Here is a 17,670-nt window from a genome sequence, read left to right as displayed (position 1 = left end):
CGAGGGTATGCGGGGCGTCGCGAGGCCGCCGCCGCGGGTGATGGAACAAGCGTTTGGGCAGGCCGTAAACTGCCGTTGACGCGCGAACTGAGCAAGCGGTTGGGCGCGCACGGCATAATGAGAGGGTGACGACCACGAGCGCGAACTCCGGGCGGGCGAGGCCCCGGGCCGCCGGCGAGGGCGGCGCGCGCCGCCGCGGCAAGGGCTCGCCGGCCCTGGCGTCGGAACGCCGCGAGCACCTGGTCAGGCTGGCCGCGGACCTGTTCGCGGAGAAGGGCTTCCAGGCCACCACGGTCCGCAACATCGCCGACGAGGCCGGCATCCTGTCCGGCAGCCTCTACCACCACTTCGACTCCAAGGAGTCGATCGTGGACGAGATCCTGACCGGCTTCTTCGACGAGATCATGGCCGCCTACCGGGCCGAGATCGACGCGGGCCGCGACCCGCGGGAGACCATCGCCGGGCTCGTCCGCACCGCGTTCGCCAGCCTCGAGCCGCACCGCGCCGCGATCACGGTCATGCAGAACGACTGGAACTACCTCCAGGGCATGGACCGCTTCGGCTACCTCACCAAGTCCGAGGACGAGGTGGAGAAGATGTGGGTCGAGACCATCGCGGCGGGCCAGGAGCAGGGCCTGTTCCGCGAGGACCTCGACCCGCATCTGACCTACCGGATGATCCGCGACACCATCTGGGTGGCCGTCCGCTGGTTCAAGCCGGGCGGACGGCTCGACTCCCGGAGCCTCGGCGAGCACTACATCAAGGTCATGTTCGACGGGATCAACACCCACCAGCGCTAACCCCGCACCGGCACGCCCGTGCGCTCCGCCGCGTCCTCGGGGCGGCGGAGCGGCAGCAGCCGGGCGAGCGGCCCGGGCAGCCACCAGTTCTTCTCGCCGAACAGCTCCATCAGCGCCGGGACGAGCACCATCCGCACGACGGTCGCGTCGATCAGGATCGCGACGCCGAGGCCGAGGCCGATCTGCTTGACCGCGATGTTCGCGCCGAGCAGCACCGACAGGAACACCATCACCATGATCGCCGCCGCCGCGGTGATGACGCGCGCGGTGCCGGCGAGGCCCCGCGCGACGGCCTCCCGGGTGGGGACGCCCGCCTCGTGCGACTCGCGGATCCGCGACACGAGGAACACCTCGTAGTCCATCGACAGCCCGAACAGGATCGGGAACATCATCAGCGGCACCCAGGTGGTGACCGGCATCGAGGTGGGGAAGCCGAGCGCCCCGCCCGCCCAGCCCCACTGGACGACGGCGGTCAGCACGCCGTAGGCGGCGGCGATCGACAGCAGGTTCATCAGTGCGGCCTGCAGCGCCACGGTCAGCGAGCGGACGAGCGCGACCAGCAGCACCAGCGACAGCCCGACGACGACCGCGATGAGCCACGGCAGCCGGGTCCGGACGTCCTCGGCGAAGTCGATGGACGCCGCGTTCTGCCCGCCGACGTAGGCCCGCACGCCCCGCCCCTGCGTGGCGCGCGGCAGCACGTCGTCGCGGAGCCGGTGCACCAGCCGCGGCGTCGCCTCGTCCTGCGCGCCGGTGGCCGGGAACGCCATGATCAGCGAGACGGAGCCGTCCGGGCTGGGGCGCGGCGGCTGGACGGCCGCGACCCCGCGCGCCGCGCCGACGGCCGCGGCGACCGGCGCCGGGTCACCGCCCCGGGTGACGATGACCAGCGGCGCGGCGGTGCCGGGCCCGAACCCCTCGGCCATGATCCGGTTCGCGGCGTAGCCGCTGGTGTCGTGCGGCTGGGTGCTGGAGTCGGGCAGGCTGAGCCGCATCGACAGCGCCGGCACCGCGAGCACGAGCAGCAGCGCGGCGGCGCACAGCCCGGTGAGGACGGGGTGCCGCTGGACGATGCGGGCCCAGCGTTCGGCGAGCGGGCGGCGGGCCCGGCCGAGGCCCGGCACGCGCAGCCGGTCGATGGCGCGGCCGGTGAAGCCGAGCAGCGCGGGCAGCAGCGTGACGGCGGCGAGCATCGTCATCAGCACGGCCACCCCGGCGGCGACGGCGACGGCGTCGAACAGCTTCTGCTGCATGATGAACAGCCCCATCAGCGCGATCACGACGGTGCTGCCGGCGAACAGCACGGCGCGCCCGGCGGTGGTGATGGCCGTGACGGTCGCCTCCTCGGGGTCCCGGCCGGCGGCCAGTTCCTCCCGGTAGCGGGTGACGATGAACAGCGCGTAGTCGATGCCGACGCCGATGCCGATGAGCGCGGCGACGATCGGGCCGAACGACGGCGCGGGCAGCAGGTGCGCGATCAGCGCGATGAGCCCGAGGCCGGAGCCGATGCCGAACAGGGCGGTCACGATCGGCAGCCCCATCGCCAGCACCGACCCGAACGCGATCAGCAGGATGACGACGGCGGCGAGCACGCCGATCCCCTCCGACGACCCGCCGCCGGCGGTCTCGGCGCTGTCGATCGCGGCGCCGCCGAGCTCGATCCGGACGGGGCCGGCGTCGCTGCGGACGTCCTCGATGAGTTTCGTGACGTCGGAGGCCGGCACGTCGTCGGTCGGGACGTCGAGGTTCGCGGTGGCGAACGCCGTCCGGCCGTCCTTGGAGATCTGCCCGGGCACGTCGTAGGGCGAGGTCACGGACGCGACGTGCGGCGTGTCGGCGAGCCGGTCGATCGCCCGGGTGACGCGGGCCTTCGCGTCCGCCGAGCGCACTCCGGCGTCCGCGCGGACGGCGAGCGTGATCGTGTCGCCGCTGCGCTTCGGGAAGTGCTCGTCGAGCAGCTTCTTGGCGGTCGCGGACTGCGAGGAGCCGCCGGTGAAGTCGTTGAGCGGCTTGGCGGCGAAGCCGTAGCCGAGGACGAGCACGGCGAGCGCGCCGACGATCCAGGCGGCGACGACGAGCCGCCGCCTCCGGTAGCAGACCCGGGCGAGCCTGGCCAGTTTCATGGGAACCACCTTCGCGGGAGTCCGCGGGTAGAGAACACGTCGTTCCCGGAATCGTGGCTCCCGCACCCGGCCCGCGTCGTCGGGCGGGCGGCGTCTTCTGGGAGACTCGCTACTTCCGGCGGAGTACATCCGGCGCGGTATCCCACCGTTGGGCGCGCCGAACCCCCATAGTGTGCTTAGTCACAATTTGCCGAGTAGGGGTGACGCTTTGGGCGGTGGGGACGCTGGTACTGAGGAGATCATCGGGGGGAGGGCGGCATGACGGCTCCACAGGGCGCCGGCCGGGACGAGCCCACGCCCGCGGCCATCCGCGCCGCCACGGCGCGCGGCCTGCAGGAGCAGTTCCCGGGGGTGCGCGTGTGGTTCGGCGAGGCGACCGGGTCCTGGTGGGCCATGGTCCCGCTGCGGGACGGCCCGCGGCTGCTGGAGGCCCCCACCCCGCAGCAGCTCCGCGACGAGATCATGAACTCGCGGACCCGGGGGTGACCAGCCCCGACTCGTAGGCGAGCACCACCAGCCGGGCCCGGTCGCGCACCCCGAGCTTGCCCATGGCCCGGCTGACGTGCGTCTTGGCGGTGAGGGGGCTGACCGCCAGGGCGCTCGCGATCTCGGCGTTGGACAGTCCCCGCCCGACCAGCCGCACCACCTCCCGCTCCCGGTCGGTGAGAATCTCCAGCCGGCCGACGGCGGCGGTGGCGGGTCCGGGGCGTCCGCCGACGAACCCCTCGATGACGGCGCGGGTGATGGCGGGGGCCAGCAGCGACTCGCCGCCCGCCACCACCCGGACGGCGCTGACCAGCTCGGCGGGCTCCATGTCCTTGACGAGGAAGCCCGCGGCGCCGGCGCGCAGCGCCAGGTAGATGTGCTCGTCGTCGGTGTAGGTGGTGAGGGCGAGGACGCGCACGTCGTCGAGGGCCGGGTCGGAGGCGATCCGGCGGGTGGCGGCGAGGCCGTCGGTGCCGGGCATCCGCAGGTCCATGAGGACGACGTCGGGCCGCAGCCGGCGGGCCAGCTCCACCGCGGCGTCGCCGTCCTCGGCCTCGCCCACGACCTCGATGCCGTCCTCGCCGGACAGCAGCAGCCGGAACCCGGCCCGCACCAGCGACTGGTCGTCGGCCAGCAGCACTGTGATCACGCCTGCTCCCCCGTCCGCCCGGGCTCCCGTCCGGCCCGGATGCGACGGCGCAACGGTACGACGATTCGGGCCGCGCGAGGAATCGGAACGTTCCCACGAGGGCGCCGCCGGGGCGGCGCGCGGAGGGAGCGCGCGGCGAAGGCCGTCCGCCGGGAACGGGGCGCGATCCGTTCCCGGCGGGCGTTGTGTGAAACTAACCCGAAAAGTGCTCGGACACAAGCGCTTGCTCGGTAAGCGCCGTGTGGTGCCGCGCACATCGCGCCGCACGACCCGGCAGCTCCCTTTAGGTCTCGTACTGGATCGCGGCCCGCTCCGCGACGATCGGGGTGATGAACTCGTCGATCACCGCGCTGTGCACCGGATGGTCGCGGTACACCAGGTAGTCGTCCTTGCCGGCGAAGTCCGCGACCACGACGAACTCGTAGGAGCCCGGGTTCACACCCGCGTCCAGGCCGACGCTGTAGCCGCGGATCTGCGGGATGGCCCCCGGCAGCTCGCGCAGCTCCGCCGCGACCTCCTCCTGCTGGCCGATCGTCGTCCCCTCGACCCACCTGAACATCACCACGTGACGGAAACCGCTCATACGGGCACGCTACCGAGAAGCGGCGTGCTCAAACGGTCCCGAGCTCCGCGGCGACGATCGCGCCGAGCTCCCAGCACACCTCCAGGTCGGCCTTCCCCGGCTCCCCCGTCACCACCACGGGCGGCTGGACCGCCCGCCACTTCAGCCCCGTCGTGATCGCCTCCAGCGCCCGCAGCGCGCCGGCGGCGTCGTTGTTGCCGTGCAGGAAGGCCCCGAACGGCCGGCGGATTGTCTCCTCCAGGCACGGGTAATAGATCTGGTCGAAGAAGTGCTTGAGCGCCCCGGAGAGATAACCGAGGTTCACAGGGGAGCCGAGGAGGTAGCCGTCCGCCTCGAGGACGTCCACGGCCGAGGCGGTCAGCGCCGGACGGGAGACGACCTCCACGCCCTCGACCTCGTCCGTGCGCGCCCCCGCGCGCACCGCCTCGAGCATCGCCTGGACGGACGGCGAGGGCGTGTGATGAACGAGCAGGAGCCTCTTCACCCCCACGAGACTAACCAGTTCTCGCGCCGGTGGCCGGGTACGGCCACCCTGCGGCGCGAGAACCGCCGGAGACGCCGAACGCGACGTCCTAGGAGGTGTCCGGACGACGCTGACCATGAGCGGCCAAAGATAACGTCCGATCCGGGGAATGAGTTCCAAAAGATCATGGTTGGGGCTCAGCGGAGGTGTCCTTCTCGTGCATGCAGCGAAATCGGCCGAGCGCACCGGCGGCGAGGCACTGCCCGTCTGGCCGCTGGCGCTCGCCGCCGCGTTCGTCGCCGTCCTGATCGCCGTGCCCTCCCTGGCATGGTCCCCGCACTGGCTCACCCGGCTGTCGGAGGTGGTGACCGGAACACCGCTCGCCCCCGCGCACGCCGTGTCCCTCGGCCTGGTGCTCCTGCTCATCGCGCGCGGCGTACTGCTGCGCCGCCGCGCGGCCTGGTACGGGCTCGTCGCACTGGTCGCCCTCGGCCTCCTCGCCGTCGTGGCGGGCGAGGACGCGCCGTGGCGCGTGCCGCTCCTCGCGGCCGTCCTGGTGGGGCTCTGGCTGGAACGCGACCGGCTCCCGGTCCGCCCGCACCCCGACCGGGTCCGCACCGCGGTGAAGACCGGCGCGCTCCTCGTGCTCGCCGCCGTGGTCGGATCGGTGCTGGTCGGGGGCGTGTCCATCCGGTCCGTGCGGGTCGTGGCGAGCGGCCTCGGCGCCACCGGCGCGCGCATCGACGGCGCGTCCTGGCTGCCCGGCGTGCTCGGCCTGGCCGGCGCGGTGGGCCTGCTCGCGCTGGTGATGACGCTGCTCGCGCCCGACCCGGCGCCCCCGCCCGGCGACGAGGACGAGCGGCGCCGCGTCGCCGGCCTGGTCGCGCACCCGGGCTCGGACACCCTCGCCCCGTTCGCGCTGCGCCGCGACAAGGCGTACGTGTTCAGCCCCGACGGGCGCGCCGCGATCGGCTACCGGGTGCTGTTCGGCATCGCGGTCGCGGGCGGCGACCCGGTCGGCGACCCGGCGTCGCAGGCCGCCGCCATCGAGGAGTTCCTGACGCTGTGCCGGACGAGCGGCTGGCGTCCCGCGGTGCTCGGCGCGAGCGCCGACCTGCTGCCGGAGTGGGGCCCGCTGCGCTCGTTCGGCTTCGGCGACGAGGTCGTCGTCCGGCCGGCGGAGTTCACCCTGTCGGGCCGGCAGATGCGCAACGTCCGGCAGGCCGTCAAGCGGACCGTCAACGCCGGCGTCACCACCGAGATCGTGCCCGAGCGCGAGCTGCCCGCACGGCTGCGCGCCGAACTGCTGGAGGTGGCGTCCGGCTCGCTGGGCGGCGCCGCCGAGCGCGGCTTCTCGATGAACCTCGACGAGCTGCTCACCGGCTACCACCCCGGCGCGGTCGTCGCGGTCGCCTACGACGAGGACAAGAGGCCGATCGCCTTCCAGCGGTACGTGACGGCGGGCGAGGGCATCAGCCTGGACGCGATGCGGCGCGCCCCCGGCGGGCCGAACGGCGTCAACGAGCGGCTGATCGTCGAGATGGTCGAGTACGCGGGCGAGCACGGCCACGCGCTCGTGTCGCTGAACTTCGCGGCCTTCCGCGAGCTGCTGGACGCCGAGGAGCGCGGCGCGCTGGAGAAGGCCGGCTACCAGGCCCTGCACCTGCTGGACCCGCTGATCGCGGTCGAGTCGCTGTACCTGTTCGACAAGAAGTTCCGGCCCGACTACAAGCCGCGCAGCATCGTCTTCCGGTCGTGGTTCGACATCGTGTGGCTGGCGGCGGCGCTGCTGACGCTGGAGTTCGGCCGCACGAAGCCGGCGTCCGCCCCGCAGGAGCCCGTCGCCGAGCCGGCCCACCACTACAGCCGGTACTGACCTCCGCGTCCCCGAGCGCCCGGATCCCCGGCGGATCCGGGCGCCGCGCTTTCCGCGCCCATCGGCGAGGTCAACGCGGAAGGCGGAGTTTCCGGAGATCGGCGAAGCGGGGGGCTGGTGGCCCGGTCGCTCGAATCTTCGAGCATGATTCTAGAAACCCCCGTGGAGAGGACCGGGCATGAGCAGCACTGTGCAGGGGCACTGCGATCCGGCGTTCGCCGCCGTCCGCGACGCGTTCGAGCGGCATTTCGCCGACGGGCGGGAACTGGGCGCCGCCGTCGCCGTGTACGCGGGCGACCGCAAGGTCGTCGACCTGTGGGGCGGCGTCGCCGACCACCGGACGGGGCGCCCGTGGGCCGCCGACACGCCGTGCTTCGGCTTCTCCTGCACCAAGGCGGTGACGGCCGCGGCGGCGCTGCTGCTCGCCGAGCGCGGCGCCTACGAGGTCGACGGTCCCGTCACCGCGTGGTGGCCGGAGTTCGGCGAGCACGGCAAGGACGGCGCGACCGCCGCGCACCTGCTGTCGCACCAGGCGGGCCTGCCCGCGTTCGACCGTCCGGTCTCGGCGGAGGAGGCGGCGGACCCGAAGGCGCTCGCGGACCTGCTCGCCGCGCAGAAGCCGGAGTGGACGCCCGGCGAGGCGCACGGCTACCACGCCCTGACGTACGGCTGGCTGGCCGGGGAGATCGTCCGGCGGCTGTCCGGCAAGACCGTCGGCGCGTTCGCCAAGGAGGAGTTCACCAGCGGCCTGGACATGTGGATCGGGGCGCCGGACGAGGTGATCGCGCGCGCCGCGAAGATGACCGCGAAAGGCCGCGTGTCCGGCGGGGCCGACGGGCCGAAGGGCGCGTCCGGCGACATCCTGAAGCGGCTCGCCGCGGCGTACGGCGACCCGCAGAGCCAGACGAACCGGGCGCTGAACAACCCCCAGCCGGGCAAGGGCGGTTACAACAACCCGGTGGTGCTGCGCGCCGGCTGGCCGTCCGCCGGGATGCTCGCGACCGCGCCCGCGTTCGCCGGGTTCTACCGCGACCTGGTCGCGGGCCGGATCCTGCGTCCGGACACGCTGCGCGAGGCGATGCGCCGCCGGGTGTCCGGGCCGGACCGCACGCTCATCGTGGACAGCTCGTTCGGGCTCGGGTTCATGCGCCCGTCGCAGACCTACTACGTCCCGAAGATCGCCCGGGAGACGGCGTTCGGCCACACCGGCGCGGGCGGCTCGATCGGGCTCGGCGACCCGGACGCCGGCCTCGCGCTGGCGTACCTGCCGAACAGGATGGGCGAGCAGCTGTCCGGCGACCTGCGCGCGTTCCGGCTGACGGAGGCCGCCTACGCGTCGCTGGGCTGAGCCGCGCCGCCGCGCCGCCGCCACCGGCAAGGGCGGTAGCGTGCCGGTTCATGGAGGTACGCGACCTGCACCCGTGGCCGTCCACGCCGGAGGAGGCGGAGGCGATCCAGGACCGGCTGCGCCCGCTGCTCGAGCTGGACGTCCCCGGCCCGGCCGCCCCGCGCACCGTCGCCGGCCTGGACGTCTCGTACGCGGGCGACGGCGGCGGGACCGGAGCCCGGCTGGCCGCCGCGGTGGTCGTCCTGGACGCGGCGTCGCTCGACGTCGTGGAGGAGTCGGTCGCCGTCGGGACGGCCGCGTTCCCGTACGTCCCGGGCCTGTTCGCGTTCCGCGAGCTGCCGACCCTGCTCGACGCGCTCCGGGCCCTGAAGACCACGCCCGACCTGCTCGTCTGCGACGGGTTCGGGGTCGCGCATCCGCGCCGGTTCGGGCTGGCGTGCCATCTCGGGGTGCTGACCGGCGTGCCGTCGATCGGGGTCGGCAAGACGGCGTTCGTCGGGACGTACGACGCGCCGGGGCCGCGCCGCGGCGACGCGTCCCCGCTGCTGGACGGCGGCGAGGAGGTCGGGCGGGTGCTGCGGACCCGCGACGGCGTGAAGCCGGTGTTCGTCTCGGTCGGGCACCGCACCGACCTCGACTCGGCATGCCGCGCCGCCCTCGCGGTGACGCCCGAGTACCGGCTCCCGGAGACGACTCGCCGGGCGGACCGGCTGTCCCGCGACGCACTCGGAGGCTGACGGCGGGTACCGGCGCCTTCTCGACGCCGGGGCGGGGAGATGGCAGGCTCTTCGGTGACACGCGGCGGCCGGTCGGCCGCCCGCGCACACCGCTGGACGGTGCCCATGCAACCGCGGCCCATGCGGGCGGACGCCCGCCGCAACTACGAACGACTGATCAGCACGGCCCGCGCGGCCTTCATGGAGCACGGCACGGGCGCGTCCCTGGACGACATCGCGCGGCGCGCGGGCGTCGGGTCCGGGACGCTGTACCGGCACTTCCCCACCCGCGACGACCTGCTGCACGCGGTGCTCCAGGAACGCATCGACGGGCTGCTCGCGCACGCCGCCGGGCTGATGCGCGAGCCGGACCCGGGCGCGGCGCTGGCGGGCTGGCTGCGCGGCTACCTGGACGGCGCGATGACGCCGCGCGGCACCTCGACCGTGCTCATCGAGGCGATGTCGCCGCGGTGGTCGGCGACGCGGCTCGGCACGGCGGCCGCCGCGATCCGCGACGCGGTCGGCGGGCTGCTGGAGCGGGCGCAGCGGGCGGGCGCCATCAGGGCGGACACCGACGCCGCGGACCTGCTGCGGCTGACCAACGCGATCGGTGTCGCGGCCGAGCGCACCCAGGATCCCGCCGGGTACGCCGACCGGATGCTGGCGCTGCTGTTCGACGGCCTGCGCACCCGCTGACCCGGCGCCGGCTCGGGGCGCCTTGTTCGTCGAACCAAGCGTTCGCTAGTTTGGTGGAGCGCCGCGGGTCGCGGTCGCCGCTGGGAGCGAGGAGCGTTGATGGGGCAGCTTGACGGCAAGGTGGCGCTGATCACCGGGGGTGCGCGCGGCATGGGCAAGGCCCATGTGAAGCGCTTCGTCGCCGAGGGCGCGAAGGTCGTGTTCGGCGACGTCCTGGAGGAGGAGGGCGGCAAGCTCGCCGCCGAACTCGGGGACGCCGTCCGGTTCGTCCGGATGGACGTGACGTCGCCCGACGACTGGCGGCACGCCATCGGCACCGCGACGTCCGCGTTCGGGGCGCTGCACGTGCTGGTGAACAACGCCGGCATCATCCGCTACAAGACCATCGAGGAGATGTCCCTCGAGGAGTTCCGGCGGATCATCGACGTCAACCTGATGGGCCAGTGGCTCGGCGTGAAGTCGGTGACCGCCGCGATGCGCGAGGCCGGCGGCGGCTCGATCGTCAACGTCTCCTCCACCGAGGGCTTCGTCGGCGCGGACGGCCTCGCCGCCTACAGCGCCAGCAAGTTCGGCGTCCGCGGCCTCACCAAGTCCGCCGCCCGCGAGCTCGGCGAGTACGGCATCCGCGTCAACTCCATCCACCCCGGCGGCATCGTCACCCCGCTGTTCATGCAGGACGACATCATCGCCGCCAAGGCCGGCAGCGCCGACGCCCTGCTGAAGGCGCTCCCCCTCGGCCGGATGGGCAAGACCAGGGAGGTGTCCGGCCTCGTCGTCTACCTGGCCTCGGACGACTCGTCGTACTGCACCGGCAGCGAGGTCCTCGTCGACGGCGGCCTGCTCACCGGCGCCGGCTACTGAGCGCGCCGGGCCGCCGGTGACGGATCGGACCCCCGCACCGGCGGCCCCGCGCGGGCCTCATCGCGGACGGCGCTCCGTCCACCGCTCGACGACCTCCAGCTGGGCCGCGAGCGAGATGAGCGTCGCCTCGTCGGAATCGTGGCCGAGGAGCTGCGCCCCGATCGGCAGGCCGCTCCTGGTGAAGCCCGCCGGAACGTTCACGCCGGGCCACCCGAGCACATTCCACGTCCACGCGTAAGGGCACGCCGCGGCGACGCCCGACTGCGTCTTCTGGTACCCGGCGCCGTCGAACGCGCCGACCTTGAACGGCGGCTGCGCGGTCGTCGGCGTCAGCACCACGTCGGCGAACCGGAAGATGCGCCCGACCTTCTTCCGCAGATAGGGGTCCATCTTCCTGGCCAGCGGCAGCAGCCGCTTCCCGAGGACCCTGCCGATCCGCGCCTCGACCTCCGTCCGCGCCTCCGGCCTCGGGTTCGGCATCGCGTCGAGCCAGTCCGCGACGCCGGCCGTCCCCCGCGGAATCAGGCCGAGTCCCACCAGCCCGTAGTCCGGGTCGGCGGGGAACACCTTGTGCCCCAGCTCGGTCAGTTTCCGCGAGACGCGCTCGACCGCCGCCCGGATCTCCGGGTCGAGCTTCCCGCTCACCCCGAACGCCGTCCGGTACGAGACCGCGATGCGCAGCCGTCCCGGTTCCCGCCTCGTCGCGTCCACGAAGGGCAGGACCGGACGTCCCACCTGATACACGTCCTCCGGATGGCTGCCCGAGAGCACGTCCAGCATCAACGCCGCGTCCTTCACGCTCCGCGCCAGCGGACCCCAGACGGTGATGCCGTTGAACGGATCCGTATGGGGATGACCGGACACCCGTCCCCGCTGCGGCTTGATGCCGACCAGCCCCGTCCACGCCGCCGGGATCCGGATCGACCCCGCCCCGTCGGACCCCACGGCGCCCGCGACCATTCCCGCCGCCACCGCCGCCGCCGACCCGCCCGACGACCCGCCCGGCGTGTACTCCGGGTTCCACGGATTGCGCGCGACCCCGTACTCCGGCGACTCGCTGAACGGCCACAACCCGATCTCGCACGTCGTCGTCTTGCCCACGACGACCGCGCCCGCGGCCCGCAGCTTGCGCACGACCTCCCCGTCCCGCTTCGCCGGCTCGTGGTCGCCGGCCACCGCGAACGGCGTGGTCTCCCCCTCGATGTCCGTGTCGTCCTTGATCGCGACGGGCACCCCGAGCAGCGGCAGCCGCGTCCCCTCGGCCAGCCGCTTGTCGGCCTCCCGCGCCTCCTCCACGGCGGCCTCCCGCACGACCCGGAACGCCCCCAGCGACTCCTGCCGGCGGATGCCGTCCAGCGAGGCCTCCACCAGCTCCACGGAGGACACCTCGCCCCTCCGCAGCGCCTCCGCCTGACCGGCCAGCCCCAGCTCCACGCCCACCTCCGGTATACCGTTCGTTCGAACGAACGATAGCTTCCACTCCCCCCGTAGGGAAGACTGTGCGGTGATGAGCGCCCGCGACCAGATCCTCCACGCCACCCTCCGCCTGATCGGCGAGCAGGGCATCGGCGCCGTGACCAACCGCGCGGTCGCCCGCGCGGCCGGCGTCTCCCTCGGCTCCCTCACCTACCACTTCCCCAGCCAGGACGAGTTGCTCCGCGAAGCGCTGCGCGCCTTCGTCGACACGGAGATCGCCCGCATCGCCGCCTACGCCGAGAGCCTCCGCGAGTCCGGCATCGCCCCGGTCGACGCCGCCGACCTGGTGGAGAAGGCCGTCGTCGACTTCGCCTACGGCCCCGAGCAGATCGCCAACCTCGAACTGCACCTGCACGCCGCCCGCGACCCGCGCATCCGCGAGACCTCGATCCGTTCCGTCGAGGCCTACGACCGGCTCACCACCGCCGTCCTCACCGCCCTCGGCATCCCCGACGCGGACAAGCACGCCCCGGCGATCGTCGCGATGCTCTACGGCCTGGCCGTCCGCCGCCTGGCCACCGGCGACACCGCCGCCACCGGCACCGCGGACGCCTTCCGCCTCCTCCTCCTGGGCGCCCTCCCCCGCGACTGAAAAAGGCCTCTGGCCCGCACGGCCCCAGAGCGGGGTTACGGGGCCGTGCGGGCCAGAGACCTGTCTCAATCAGGAACCTCAGTCGACGTTCGCTCTGCTCTCCGCCTGTGCACCTCCGCCGTCTTCCGATGTGAACAGCCCCAACGCTAAGCCGCCCCCGCACCCCCCAGAACCCCCTTAAGCCTCACTTAGGGAACCGCTGAGCAAGCCTTATTCAGGCACCGTCCAGGTACGTCCGGGGAAGCCGATCCGGTAGCCGCCCACCTGCGAGAACGAGGGAAGGACCCCAGAGGAACCGTCCGGCGCAGTCGACCCGAGTCGAACGCCCTCGACCCACGTCGGCTCCCGAGATCGGCTCCCCTGGTTCCCTCCCCCGACAGGGAGGAGGCACAACCCATGGCCCCCGCAATCACCGAAACCACCGTGACCGCCGCCACAAACGCCAAGGTCATAGCTACGGCAGCCCGCACGGGCAACGCCTGGCACATCCCCACACGGCCAACGCCCCTCCGCGTCGGCAACACGCCCCCGTGCCGCGATACGGGTGTTTCGTTTCACTTCCGGGCATCCGCGCCTGTATACAGGCACAAGTCGCCTCTGTCCGACATTTGCTTACTTCCGACGATGCAGATAACACACTTTTTCTAGACTTAGAGGCAGACCGCAATGCAACAGCACGTCGACACCCGCGATCATCGGCAGACAAGTAGATCTCTCGTTGCACTTTCCTCGAAATCACTGCGAAAAAATGACTCGCTCTGTAGGGTTGGCACCCCCGCTCACGTCACCCGAACCCCTGGATGCGGCCCGGCCCGCGGAGAGATGTCGAGATGGCCGACGAGAGTCAAGGACCACACGAGAGACCGGGCATCACGGGGCGCCATTACGCGCTGGCCATCGCAATGGCGATCGCCATCGGCTCGTGCAGCGTTGTGGGCGAAGCGCTGGTGCCGACGAAGCTGCCACCCCAGAGCCCTCTCGGCTGGGCGGCCTTCCTGGGGGCGGTGATCCTGTTCGCGCTGACGTTCGCAGCGACCACCATCATGGCGAGCTTCATCGGAAGGGTCGCGGCCTCGATCCCCCAACCGATCCTCGGAGTTGAGTTGAGGGAGCGACTGCCCAGGATCACGTTCGCAGCCCTCATTTTCGCGACGATCACCATCGTCACCTGGAACGTCGTCCATCCCTCCAGATTCGTCAAGGAACATGAAGTTGGCGGGGTCAATCTGTCCGATTACTGCAATACCTACAACTACAAGCAGAACGACCAGAAATCTTGCTTCTCGAAATTACCTCTGGACAAAGCATGCGAATGGCATTACAAAACGGCTGGCACACTGCCACACAGGATGGTTATGGGAACCAGCTCCACCAGTGGAGTCTGTTACGACTCCAAGAACCGTAGGCTCGGCGGAACAAAAGACCTTCCGGGTTACTGTCGCTATCTGTACCCCAGAAACGCCAATGTCGAGGCTGTACCCATCTCAAGGAACGTCTGGATATGCAGGGTTCCAATCGATATGAGTCTTGCCTGCAGCTGGGAGTATCAGAAGCGTGACATCGTGGCACGCAGGACCAACGGCAACTGGTCCTGCTACACGTGACAGCTCTCCCATCTGCTTGCATCGGTGAGAAGGCGTCTCCGTTGCCGCATGAGGGCCGCGGCGCAGACAGTGCTGTGACTGTACCGGGCAGTACGCGTCCTCTCTGCCCCTGACGCGGTGACGGGGGGCGGTGCTGCGGGAGGGCGGCGGGGCTTGCGCTGGTACGGTCCAGCGATGAAGGATGTGCCGTTTCTCGGCGATGAGAAGGAGAGCCTGCGGGCGAGCCTCGACCGGCACCGGGACGTGGTGCCGTGGAAGCTCGGCGGGCTGGACGACGAGCAGGTGCGGCGGCGGGTGACGCCGTCGGGCACGAGCCTGCTGGGGCTGACGAAGCACCTGGCGGCGATGGAGTACTTCTGGTTCTGCCACACGTTCGGGCGGGAGACCGAGCCGCTGCCGCTGGCCGACGACGACCCCGAGATGGACCTGCGGATCGAGGCCGGCGAGACGACGGAGGGGATCGTCGCGTTCTACGAGCGGGCGCGGGCCGGCGCGGACGCGGTGATCGCCGAGCTGGACCTCGACGCGACGGGCACGGCCTGGTTCGGGCCGCGGGTGTCGCTGCGCTGGGTGCTGATCCACATGATCGAGGAGACCGCGCGGCACGCCGGGCACATGGACGTCGTCCGGGAGCTGATCGACGGCGCGACGGGCGACCACGTGCGGGACTAGATCAGGTGCGGGAGTGCCGGCGGCGGACGAGGCGGCGGGACCGGCGGGCCGGGGGCAGCCACTTGGTGCGGAACCACATCTGCACTTGCGCGCCGCCGAGGACGCTGCGGTGGATGCGCAGGTAGCCGCCCGTCGACTCGGCGGCGCGGCGCGCGATGTCGAGGCCGAGGCCGGTGGAGCCGCCGCCGCTGCTGCCGCGTTTCAGGGCGGCGTCCGGGTCGGCGATGCCGGGGCCGCCGTCGGCGACGAGGATGCCGGTGACGCCCTGCCCCTGGTGCAGGGTGACGACGAAGCCGGTGCCCTCGGCGGTGTGCCGGAAGACGTTGCCGAGCAGCGCGTCCACGGCGGCGGCGAGCTCGCTGCCGGGCAGCGGCAGCGGCGCCGGGCCCTCGGCGCCGATCAGCTCGCAGGAGCGGCCCTCGTCCTCGGCGAGCACGGACCAGAACCCGACGCGGTCGCGCAGCACCTTGGACGCGTCGCAGCTGCCGCGCCCGGTGGGGCGCCGGACGGTCCGGATGATCTGGTCGACCTCGCGTTCGAGCCGGTCGACGGCGTCGCGGGTCTGGTCGGGGACGGGTCCCTTCCCGAGCGCCTCGGCGTTGAGGCGCAGCGCGGCGAGGGGCGTGCGCAGCCGGTGCGACAGGTCGGCGGCCATCTCCCGTTCGGCGGACAGCAGCTGGACGACGTGGTCGGCCATCGCGTTGAACGCCAGGCCGGCCTCGATCAGCTCCGGCGGCCCGTCCGGTTCGATCCGCACCGACATCTCGCCGTCGCCGAACGCGGCGGCGGCCTCGGCGAGCCGGCGGGTGGAGCGGATCATCCGGTTGCCGAGCCGGTCGGCGACGGCGACGGACCCGGCGACGAGCGCGGCGGCGACGGCGGTCATCACCAGCCACGCCTTCCACACCCCGCGGGTGAGGTCGCCGTCGGGCAAGAACACCTCGACGACGGCGGTGCGCCCGGCGTCCAGCGACACCGGCTGCAGCAGCGCGAACCCGCCGGAGACGCGCGCGGTGTAGGAGCGGCCGCGGCGGCCCGCCTCCATGAGCTGCTCGGCGCGCGCCGACGGGTCGCCGGGCTCGCGCTTGGGGACGAGCGTGCCGTCCGGCATGTGCACGGTCATGCGCCCGGCGGCGCCGGCCTGGGTGCTGGCGACGGCGCGTTCGAGGGCGGCGGGGTCCTCGGTGACGACGAGGACGGGGCCGAGCGCGCTGGCCTGCCGTTCGGCGGTCGTGAGGGCGCGGTCCCGGGCGATCTCCCGGACGGTCAGCGCGAGCGGGATGAGGAAGGCCAGGGCGACCATCGAGGTGACCGCGAGCGACACCAGGACAAGCGTGCGTCTCATCGCGCGGCCCGTTCCGTCGTGCGGGGTGGGAACGTCATGTCGGGGACTCGGCTCATGCGCGGGGGCCGGGCTCGGCCAGCCTGACCCCGACGCCGCGGACGGTGTGCAGGTAGCGGGGTTTCGCCGCGGTCTCGCCGAGTTTGCGGCGCAGCCAGGACAGGTGCACGTCGATGGTCTGGTCGTCGCCGTAGGCCTGCCGCCACACCTCGGCGAGCAGTTCGCGGCGGGCGACGACGCGGCCGGGGCGGGCGGCGAGGTAGGCGAGCAGGTCGAACTCGCGGCGGGTCAGTTCGAGCGGCTCGCCGTCCAGCCGGGCCTCGCGGCGGTCGAGGTCGATGTGCAGGCCGCCGACGCTGATCTCGGCGGACGGCCCGGACCGCGCGGAGCGGCGCAGCACCGCGGCGAGCCGGGCGCTGAGGTGCTCGGCGGAGAACGGTTTGATGAGGTAGTCGTCGGCACCGGCGTTGAGCAGCCGGACGATCTCGGGCTCGTCGTCGCGGGCGGTGGCGATGATGACCGGGACGTCGGACACGCCGCGCAGCATCTTCAGCACCTCGGCGCCGTCGAGGTCGGGCAGGCCTAAGTCGAGGATGACCACGTCGGGCGGGGACTGGGTGACCTCCCGGAGGGCGTCCATCGCGGTGCCGACGCTGCGCACGACGTGCGACCGCGCGCTCAGTTCGCGGATCAAGGCGGTACGGACGTTCGCGTCGTCCTCGACAACCAGAACACTCGCCATGCCGGAACCGTATGCCACCATGTGTCGATGCGTCGGGCGATGTCGTATGTTGCCCCGTGGGCGGTCGTGACCGCGCTGGCGGTCGCGCTGTCCTGGCTCGGGGTGCGCGGCGTCGTGCGCGGCGCGGTGTCGGAGCGGTCGGCGCCGCCGCCGATCGCGGGGCCGGTCATCCACGGCAGCCCGTCCACGCTGCCGGGTCCGCCGACGAGCGTCGGGTCGCCGACGTCGGCGCCGCGCCCGGCGACGGGCGAGGACCAGGGGCCGACGCCGAGCAGGTCCCCGTCGCCGTCCGGCAAGCCGTCCAAGCAGAAACCGACCGGGAACGTGCGCAGTTTCGCGACGCGCGGCGGGCAGGCGGCGCTGGCGTTCACGAGCGGGCGGGTGAAGCTGGTGTCGGCGACGCCGAACCCGGGGTACGAGACGCGCGTGACGGAGGCGGACGGCTGGCTGCGCGTCGACTTCCTCACCGACGAGCACACGTCGTCGGTCGTGGCGACCTGGTACGAGCATCCGGCGTCGGTCAAGGTCTACGAGTACTGACCCGCGTCCGCCATGCGGCGGGGGCGCGCGGGAAGGCGGGCGGCCCGTGCGCCGGCCGCCCGCCCTTGCCCCGCGCCGCGCTACTGCCGCCACGGACTTTA

Annotated in this window: 18 protein-coding genes; 11 read left to right on the top strand and 7 right to left on the bottom strand. The window is 72.5% G+C overall.

The features are described 5' to 3' along the window. Positions 1-125 precede the first annotated feature (125 nt). Positions 126-800, top strand: a complete 675-nt coding sequence (locus tag F8568_RS03835; protein ID WP_151591358.1) for a TetR/AcrR family transcriptional regulator — start codon at positions 126-128, stop codon at positions 798-800. Here the strand turns inward: F8568_RS03835 and F8568_RS03830 are convergent. After that, on the bottom strand, positions 797-2,923 hold the full coding sequence (locus tag F8568_RS03830; protein ID WP_151591354.1) for an MMPL family transporter: 2,127 nt from the start codon (positions 2,921-2,923) through the stop codon (positions 797-799). The genes F8568_RS03835 and F8568_RS03830 overlap by 4 nt on opposite strands. Positions 2,924-3,181: 258 nt before the next feature. On the opposite strand from F8568_RS03830, the gene F8568_RS03825 reads away from it, so the two are divergent. Then, complete coding sequence (locus tag F8568_RS03825; RefSeq protein ID WP_151545373.1) at positions 3,182-3,409, top strand: hypothetical protein; 228 nt, start codon at positions 3,182-3,184, stop codon at positions 3,407-3,409. On the opposite strand, the gene F8568_RS03820 is transcribed toward F8568_RS03825, so the two are convergent. From F8568_RS03820 to F8568_RS03810, 3 genes are all read right to left on the bottom strand, one after another. After that, a complete protein-coding gene (locus F8568_RS03820; protein ID WP_151591352.1) occupies positions 3,384-4,058 on the bottom strand; it encodes a response regulator in 675 nt (224 codons plus the stop codon). The two genes, F8568_RS03825 and F8568_RS03820, sit on opposite strands and share 26 nt — an antisense overlap. 283 nt (positions 4,059-4,341) lie before the next feature. Beyond that, entirely contained in the window at positions 4,342-4,641 is a 300-nt protein-coding gene (locus tag F8568_RS03815; protein ID WP_151591350.1) for a Dabb family protein, read from the bottom strand. Positions 4,642-4,669: 28 nt separating this feature from the next. Then, on the bottom strand, positions 4,670-5,125 hold the full coding sequence (locus F8568_RS03810; RefSeq protein WP_151591348.1) for a flavodoxin family protein: 456 nt from the start codon (positions 5,123-5,125) through the stop codon (positions 4,670-4,672). Positions 5,126-5,321: 196 nt separating this feature from the next. On the opposite strand from F8568_RS03810, the gene F8568_RS50165 reads away from it, so the two are divergent. The 5 genes from F8568_RS50165 (at position 5,322) to F8568_RS03785 (ending at position 10,601) form a co-directional block, all read left to right on the top strand. Next, complete coding sequence (locus F8568_RS50165) at positions 5,322-6,980, top strand: bifunctional lysylphosphatidylglycerol flippase/synthetase MprF (RefSeq protein ID WP_151591346.1); 1,659 nt, start codon at positions 5,322-5,324, stop codon at positions 6,978-6,980. Positions 6,981-7,158: 178 nt separating this feature from the next. After that, complete coding sequence (locus F8568_RS03800; RefSeq protein ID WP_151591342.1) at positions 7,159-8,328, top strand: serine hydrolase domain-containing protein; 1,170 nt, start codon at positions 7,159-7,161, stop codon at positions 8,326-8,328. A 50-nt stretch (positions 8,329-8,378) separates the two neighbouring features. Beyond that, on the top strand, positions 8,379-9,065 hold the full coding sequence (locus tag F8568_RS03795) for an endonuclease V (protein ID WP_151591340.1): 687 nt from the start codon (positions 8,379-8,381) through the stop codon (positions 9,063-9,065). Between the two features lie 105 nt (positions 9,066-9,170). Continuing rightward, positions 9,171-9,740 (top strand): TetR/AcrR family transcriptional regulator, encoded by a 570-nt coding sequence (locus F8568_RS03790; RefSeq protein WP_202124432.1) that lies wholly within the window; start codon positions 9,171-9,173, stop codon positions 9,738-9,740. A gap of 99 nt (positions 9,741-9,839) precedes the next feature. Continuing rightward, complete coding sequence (locus tag F8568_RS03785) at positions 9,840-10,601, top strand: glucose 1-dehydrogenase (RefSeq protein ID WP_151591337.1); 762 nt, start codon at positions 9,840-9,842, stop codon at positions 10,599-10,601. Between the two features lie 57 nt (positions 10,602-10,658). On the opposite strand, the gene F8568_RS03780 is transcribed toward F8568_RS03785, so the two are convergent. Further along, positions 10,659-12,035: an amidase gene (locus F8568_RS03780; protein WP_328600713.1), complete on the bottom strand. Its 1,377-nt coding sequence runs from the start codon at positions 12,033-12,035 to the stop codon at positions 10,659-10,661. 73 nt (positions 12,036-12,108) lie between these two features. Here F8568_RS03780 and F8568_RS03775 point away from each other — a divergent pair, with 73 nt between their 5' ends. From F8568_RS03775 to F8568_RS03765, 3 genes are all read left to right on the top strand, one after another. Beyond that, complete coding sequence (locus F8568_RS03775) at positions 12,109-12,669, top strand: TetR/AcrR family transcriptional regulator (RefSeq protein WP_202124431.1); 561 nt, start codon at positions 12,109-12,111, stop codon at positions 12,667-12,669. Between the two features lie 830 nt (positions 12,670-13,499). Continuing rightward, positions 13,500-14,273: a hypothetical protein gene (locus F8568_RS03770; RefSeq protein ID WP_151591331.1), complete on the top strand. Its 774-nt coding sequence runs from the start codon at positions 13,500-13,502 to the stop codon at positions 14,271-14,273. 174 nt (positions 14,274-14,447) lie between these two features. Next, the gene (locus F8568_RS03765) at positions 14,448-14,945 is read left to right on the top strand and encodes a DinB family protein (protein WP_151591329.1); all 498 of its coding nucleotides are present in this window, start codon (positions 14,448-14,450) and stop codon (positions 14,943-14,945) included. A gap of 1 nt (position 14,946) precedes the next feature. Here F8568_RS03765 and F8568_RS03760 read toward each other — a convergent pair whose 3' ends face one another. Together F8568_RS03760 and F8568_RS03755 are read right to left on the bottom strand one after the other, a co-directional pair. Beyond that, on the bottom strand, positions 14,947-16,290 hold the full coding sequence (locus F8568_RS03760; RefSeq protein ID WP_151591327.1) for a sensor histidine kinase: 1,344 nt from the start codon (positions 16,288-16,290) through the stop codon (positions 14,947-14,949). Between the two features lie 52 nt (positions 16,291-16,342). After that, entirely contained in the window at positions 16,343-17,029 is a 687-nt protein-coding gene (locus F8568_RS03755; RefSeq protein WP_151591325.1) for a response regulator transcription factor, read from the bottom strand. 39 nt (positions 17,030-17,068) lie between these two features. Between F8568_RS03755 and F8568_RS03750 the strand changes: the two genes are divergently transcribed. Beyond that, the gene (locus F8568_RS03750; RefSeq protein ID WP_151591323.1) at positions 17,069-17,569 is read left to right on the top strand and encodes a hypothetical protein; all 501 of its coding nucleotides are present in this window, start codon (positions 17,069-17,071) and stop codon (positions 17,567-17,569) included. The last annotated feature ends 101 nt before the right edge of the window (positions 17,570-17,670 follow it).

It is taken from the genome of Actinomadura physcomitrii (assembly GCF_008923205.2).
Lineage (GTDB): Bacteria > Actinomycetota > Actinomycetes > Streptosporangiales > Streptosporangiaceae > Spirillospora > Spirillospora physcomitrii.
Note: the sequence above shows the minus strand (reverse complement) of the source record. Positions and strands in the feature narration are given on the sequence as shown.

Coding starts and splice junctions, on each gene's coding strand:
- F8568_RS03785 (WP_151591337.1), top strand. CDS start 9,840: ATGGGGCAGCTTGACGGCAAGGTGGCGCTGATCACCGGGGGTGCGCGC.
- F8568_RS03755 (WP_151591325.1), bottom strand. CDS start 17,029: ATGGCGAGTGTTCTGGTTGTCGAGGACGACGCGAACGTCCGTACCGCC.
- F8568_RS03825 (WP_151545373.1), top strand. CDS start 3,182: ATGACGGCTCCACAGGGCGCCGGCCGGGACGAGCCCACGCCCGCGGCC.
- F8568_RS03800 (WP_151591342.1), top strand. CDS start 7,159: ATGAGCAGCACTGTGCAGGGGCACTGCGATCCGGCGTTCGCCGCCGTC.
- F8568_RS03815 (WP_151591350.1), bottom strand. CDS start 4,641: ATGAGCGGTTTCCGTCACGTGGTGATGTTCAGGTGGGTCGAGGGGACG.
- F8568_RS03765 (WP_151591329.1), top strand. CDS start 14,448: ATGAAGGATGTGCCGTTTCTCGGCGATGAGAAGGAGAGCCTGCGGGCG.
- F8568_RS03750 (WP_151591323.1), top strand. CDS start 17,069: ATGTCGTATGTTGCCCCGTGGGCGGTCGTGACCGCGCTGGCGGTCGCG.
- F8568_RS03795 (WP_151591340.1), top strand. CDS start 8,379: ATGGAGGTACGCGACCTGCACCCGTGGCCGTCCACGCCGGAGGAGGCG.
- F8568_RS03830 (WP_151591354.1), bottom strand. CDS start 2,923: ATGAAACTGGCCAGGCTCGCCCGGGTCTGCTACCGGAGGCGGCGGCTC.
- F8568_RS03760 (WP_151591327.1), bottom strand. CDS start 16,290: ATGAGACGCACGCTTGTCCTGGTGTCGCTCGCGGTCACCTCGATGGTC.
- F8568_RS03770 (WP_151591331.1), top strand. CDS start 13,500: ATGGCCGACGAGAGTCAAGGACCACACGAGAGACCGGGCATCACGGGG.
- F8568_RS03790 (WP_202124432.1), top strand. CDS start 9,171: ATGCAACCGCGGCCCATGCGGGCGGACGCCCGCCGCAACTACGAACGA.
- F8568_RS03775 (WP_202124431.1), top strand. CDS start 12,109: ATGAGCGCCCGCGACCAGATCCTCCACGCCACCCTCCGCCTGATCGGC.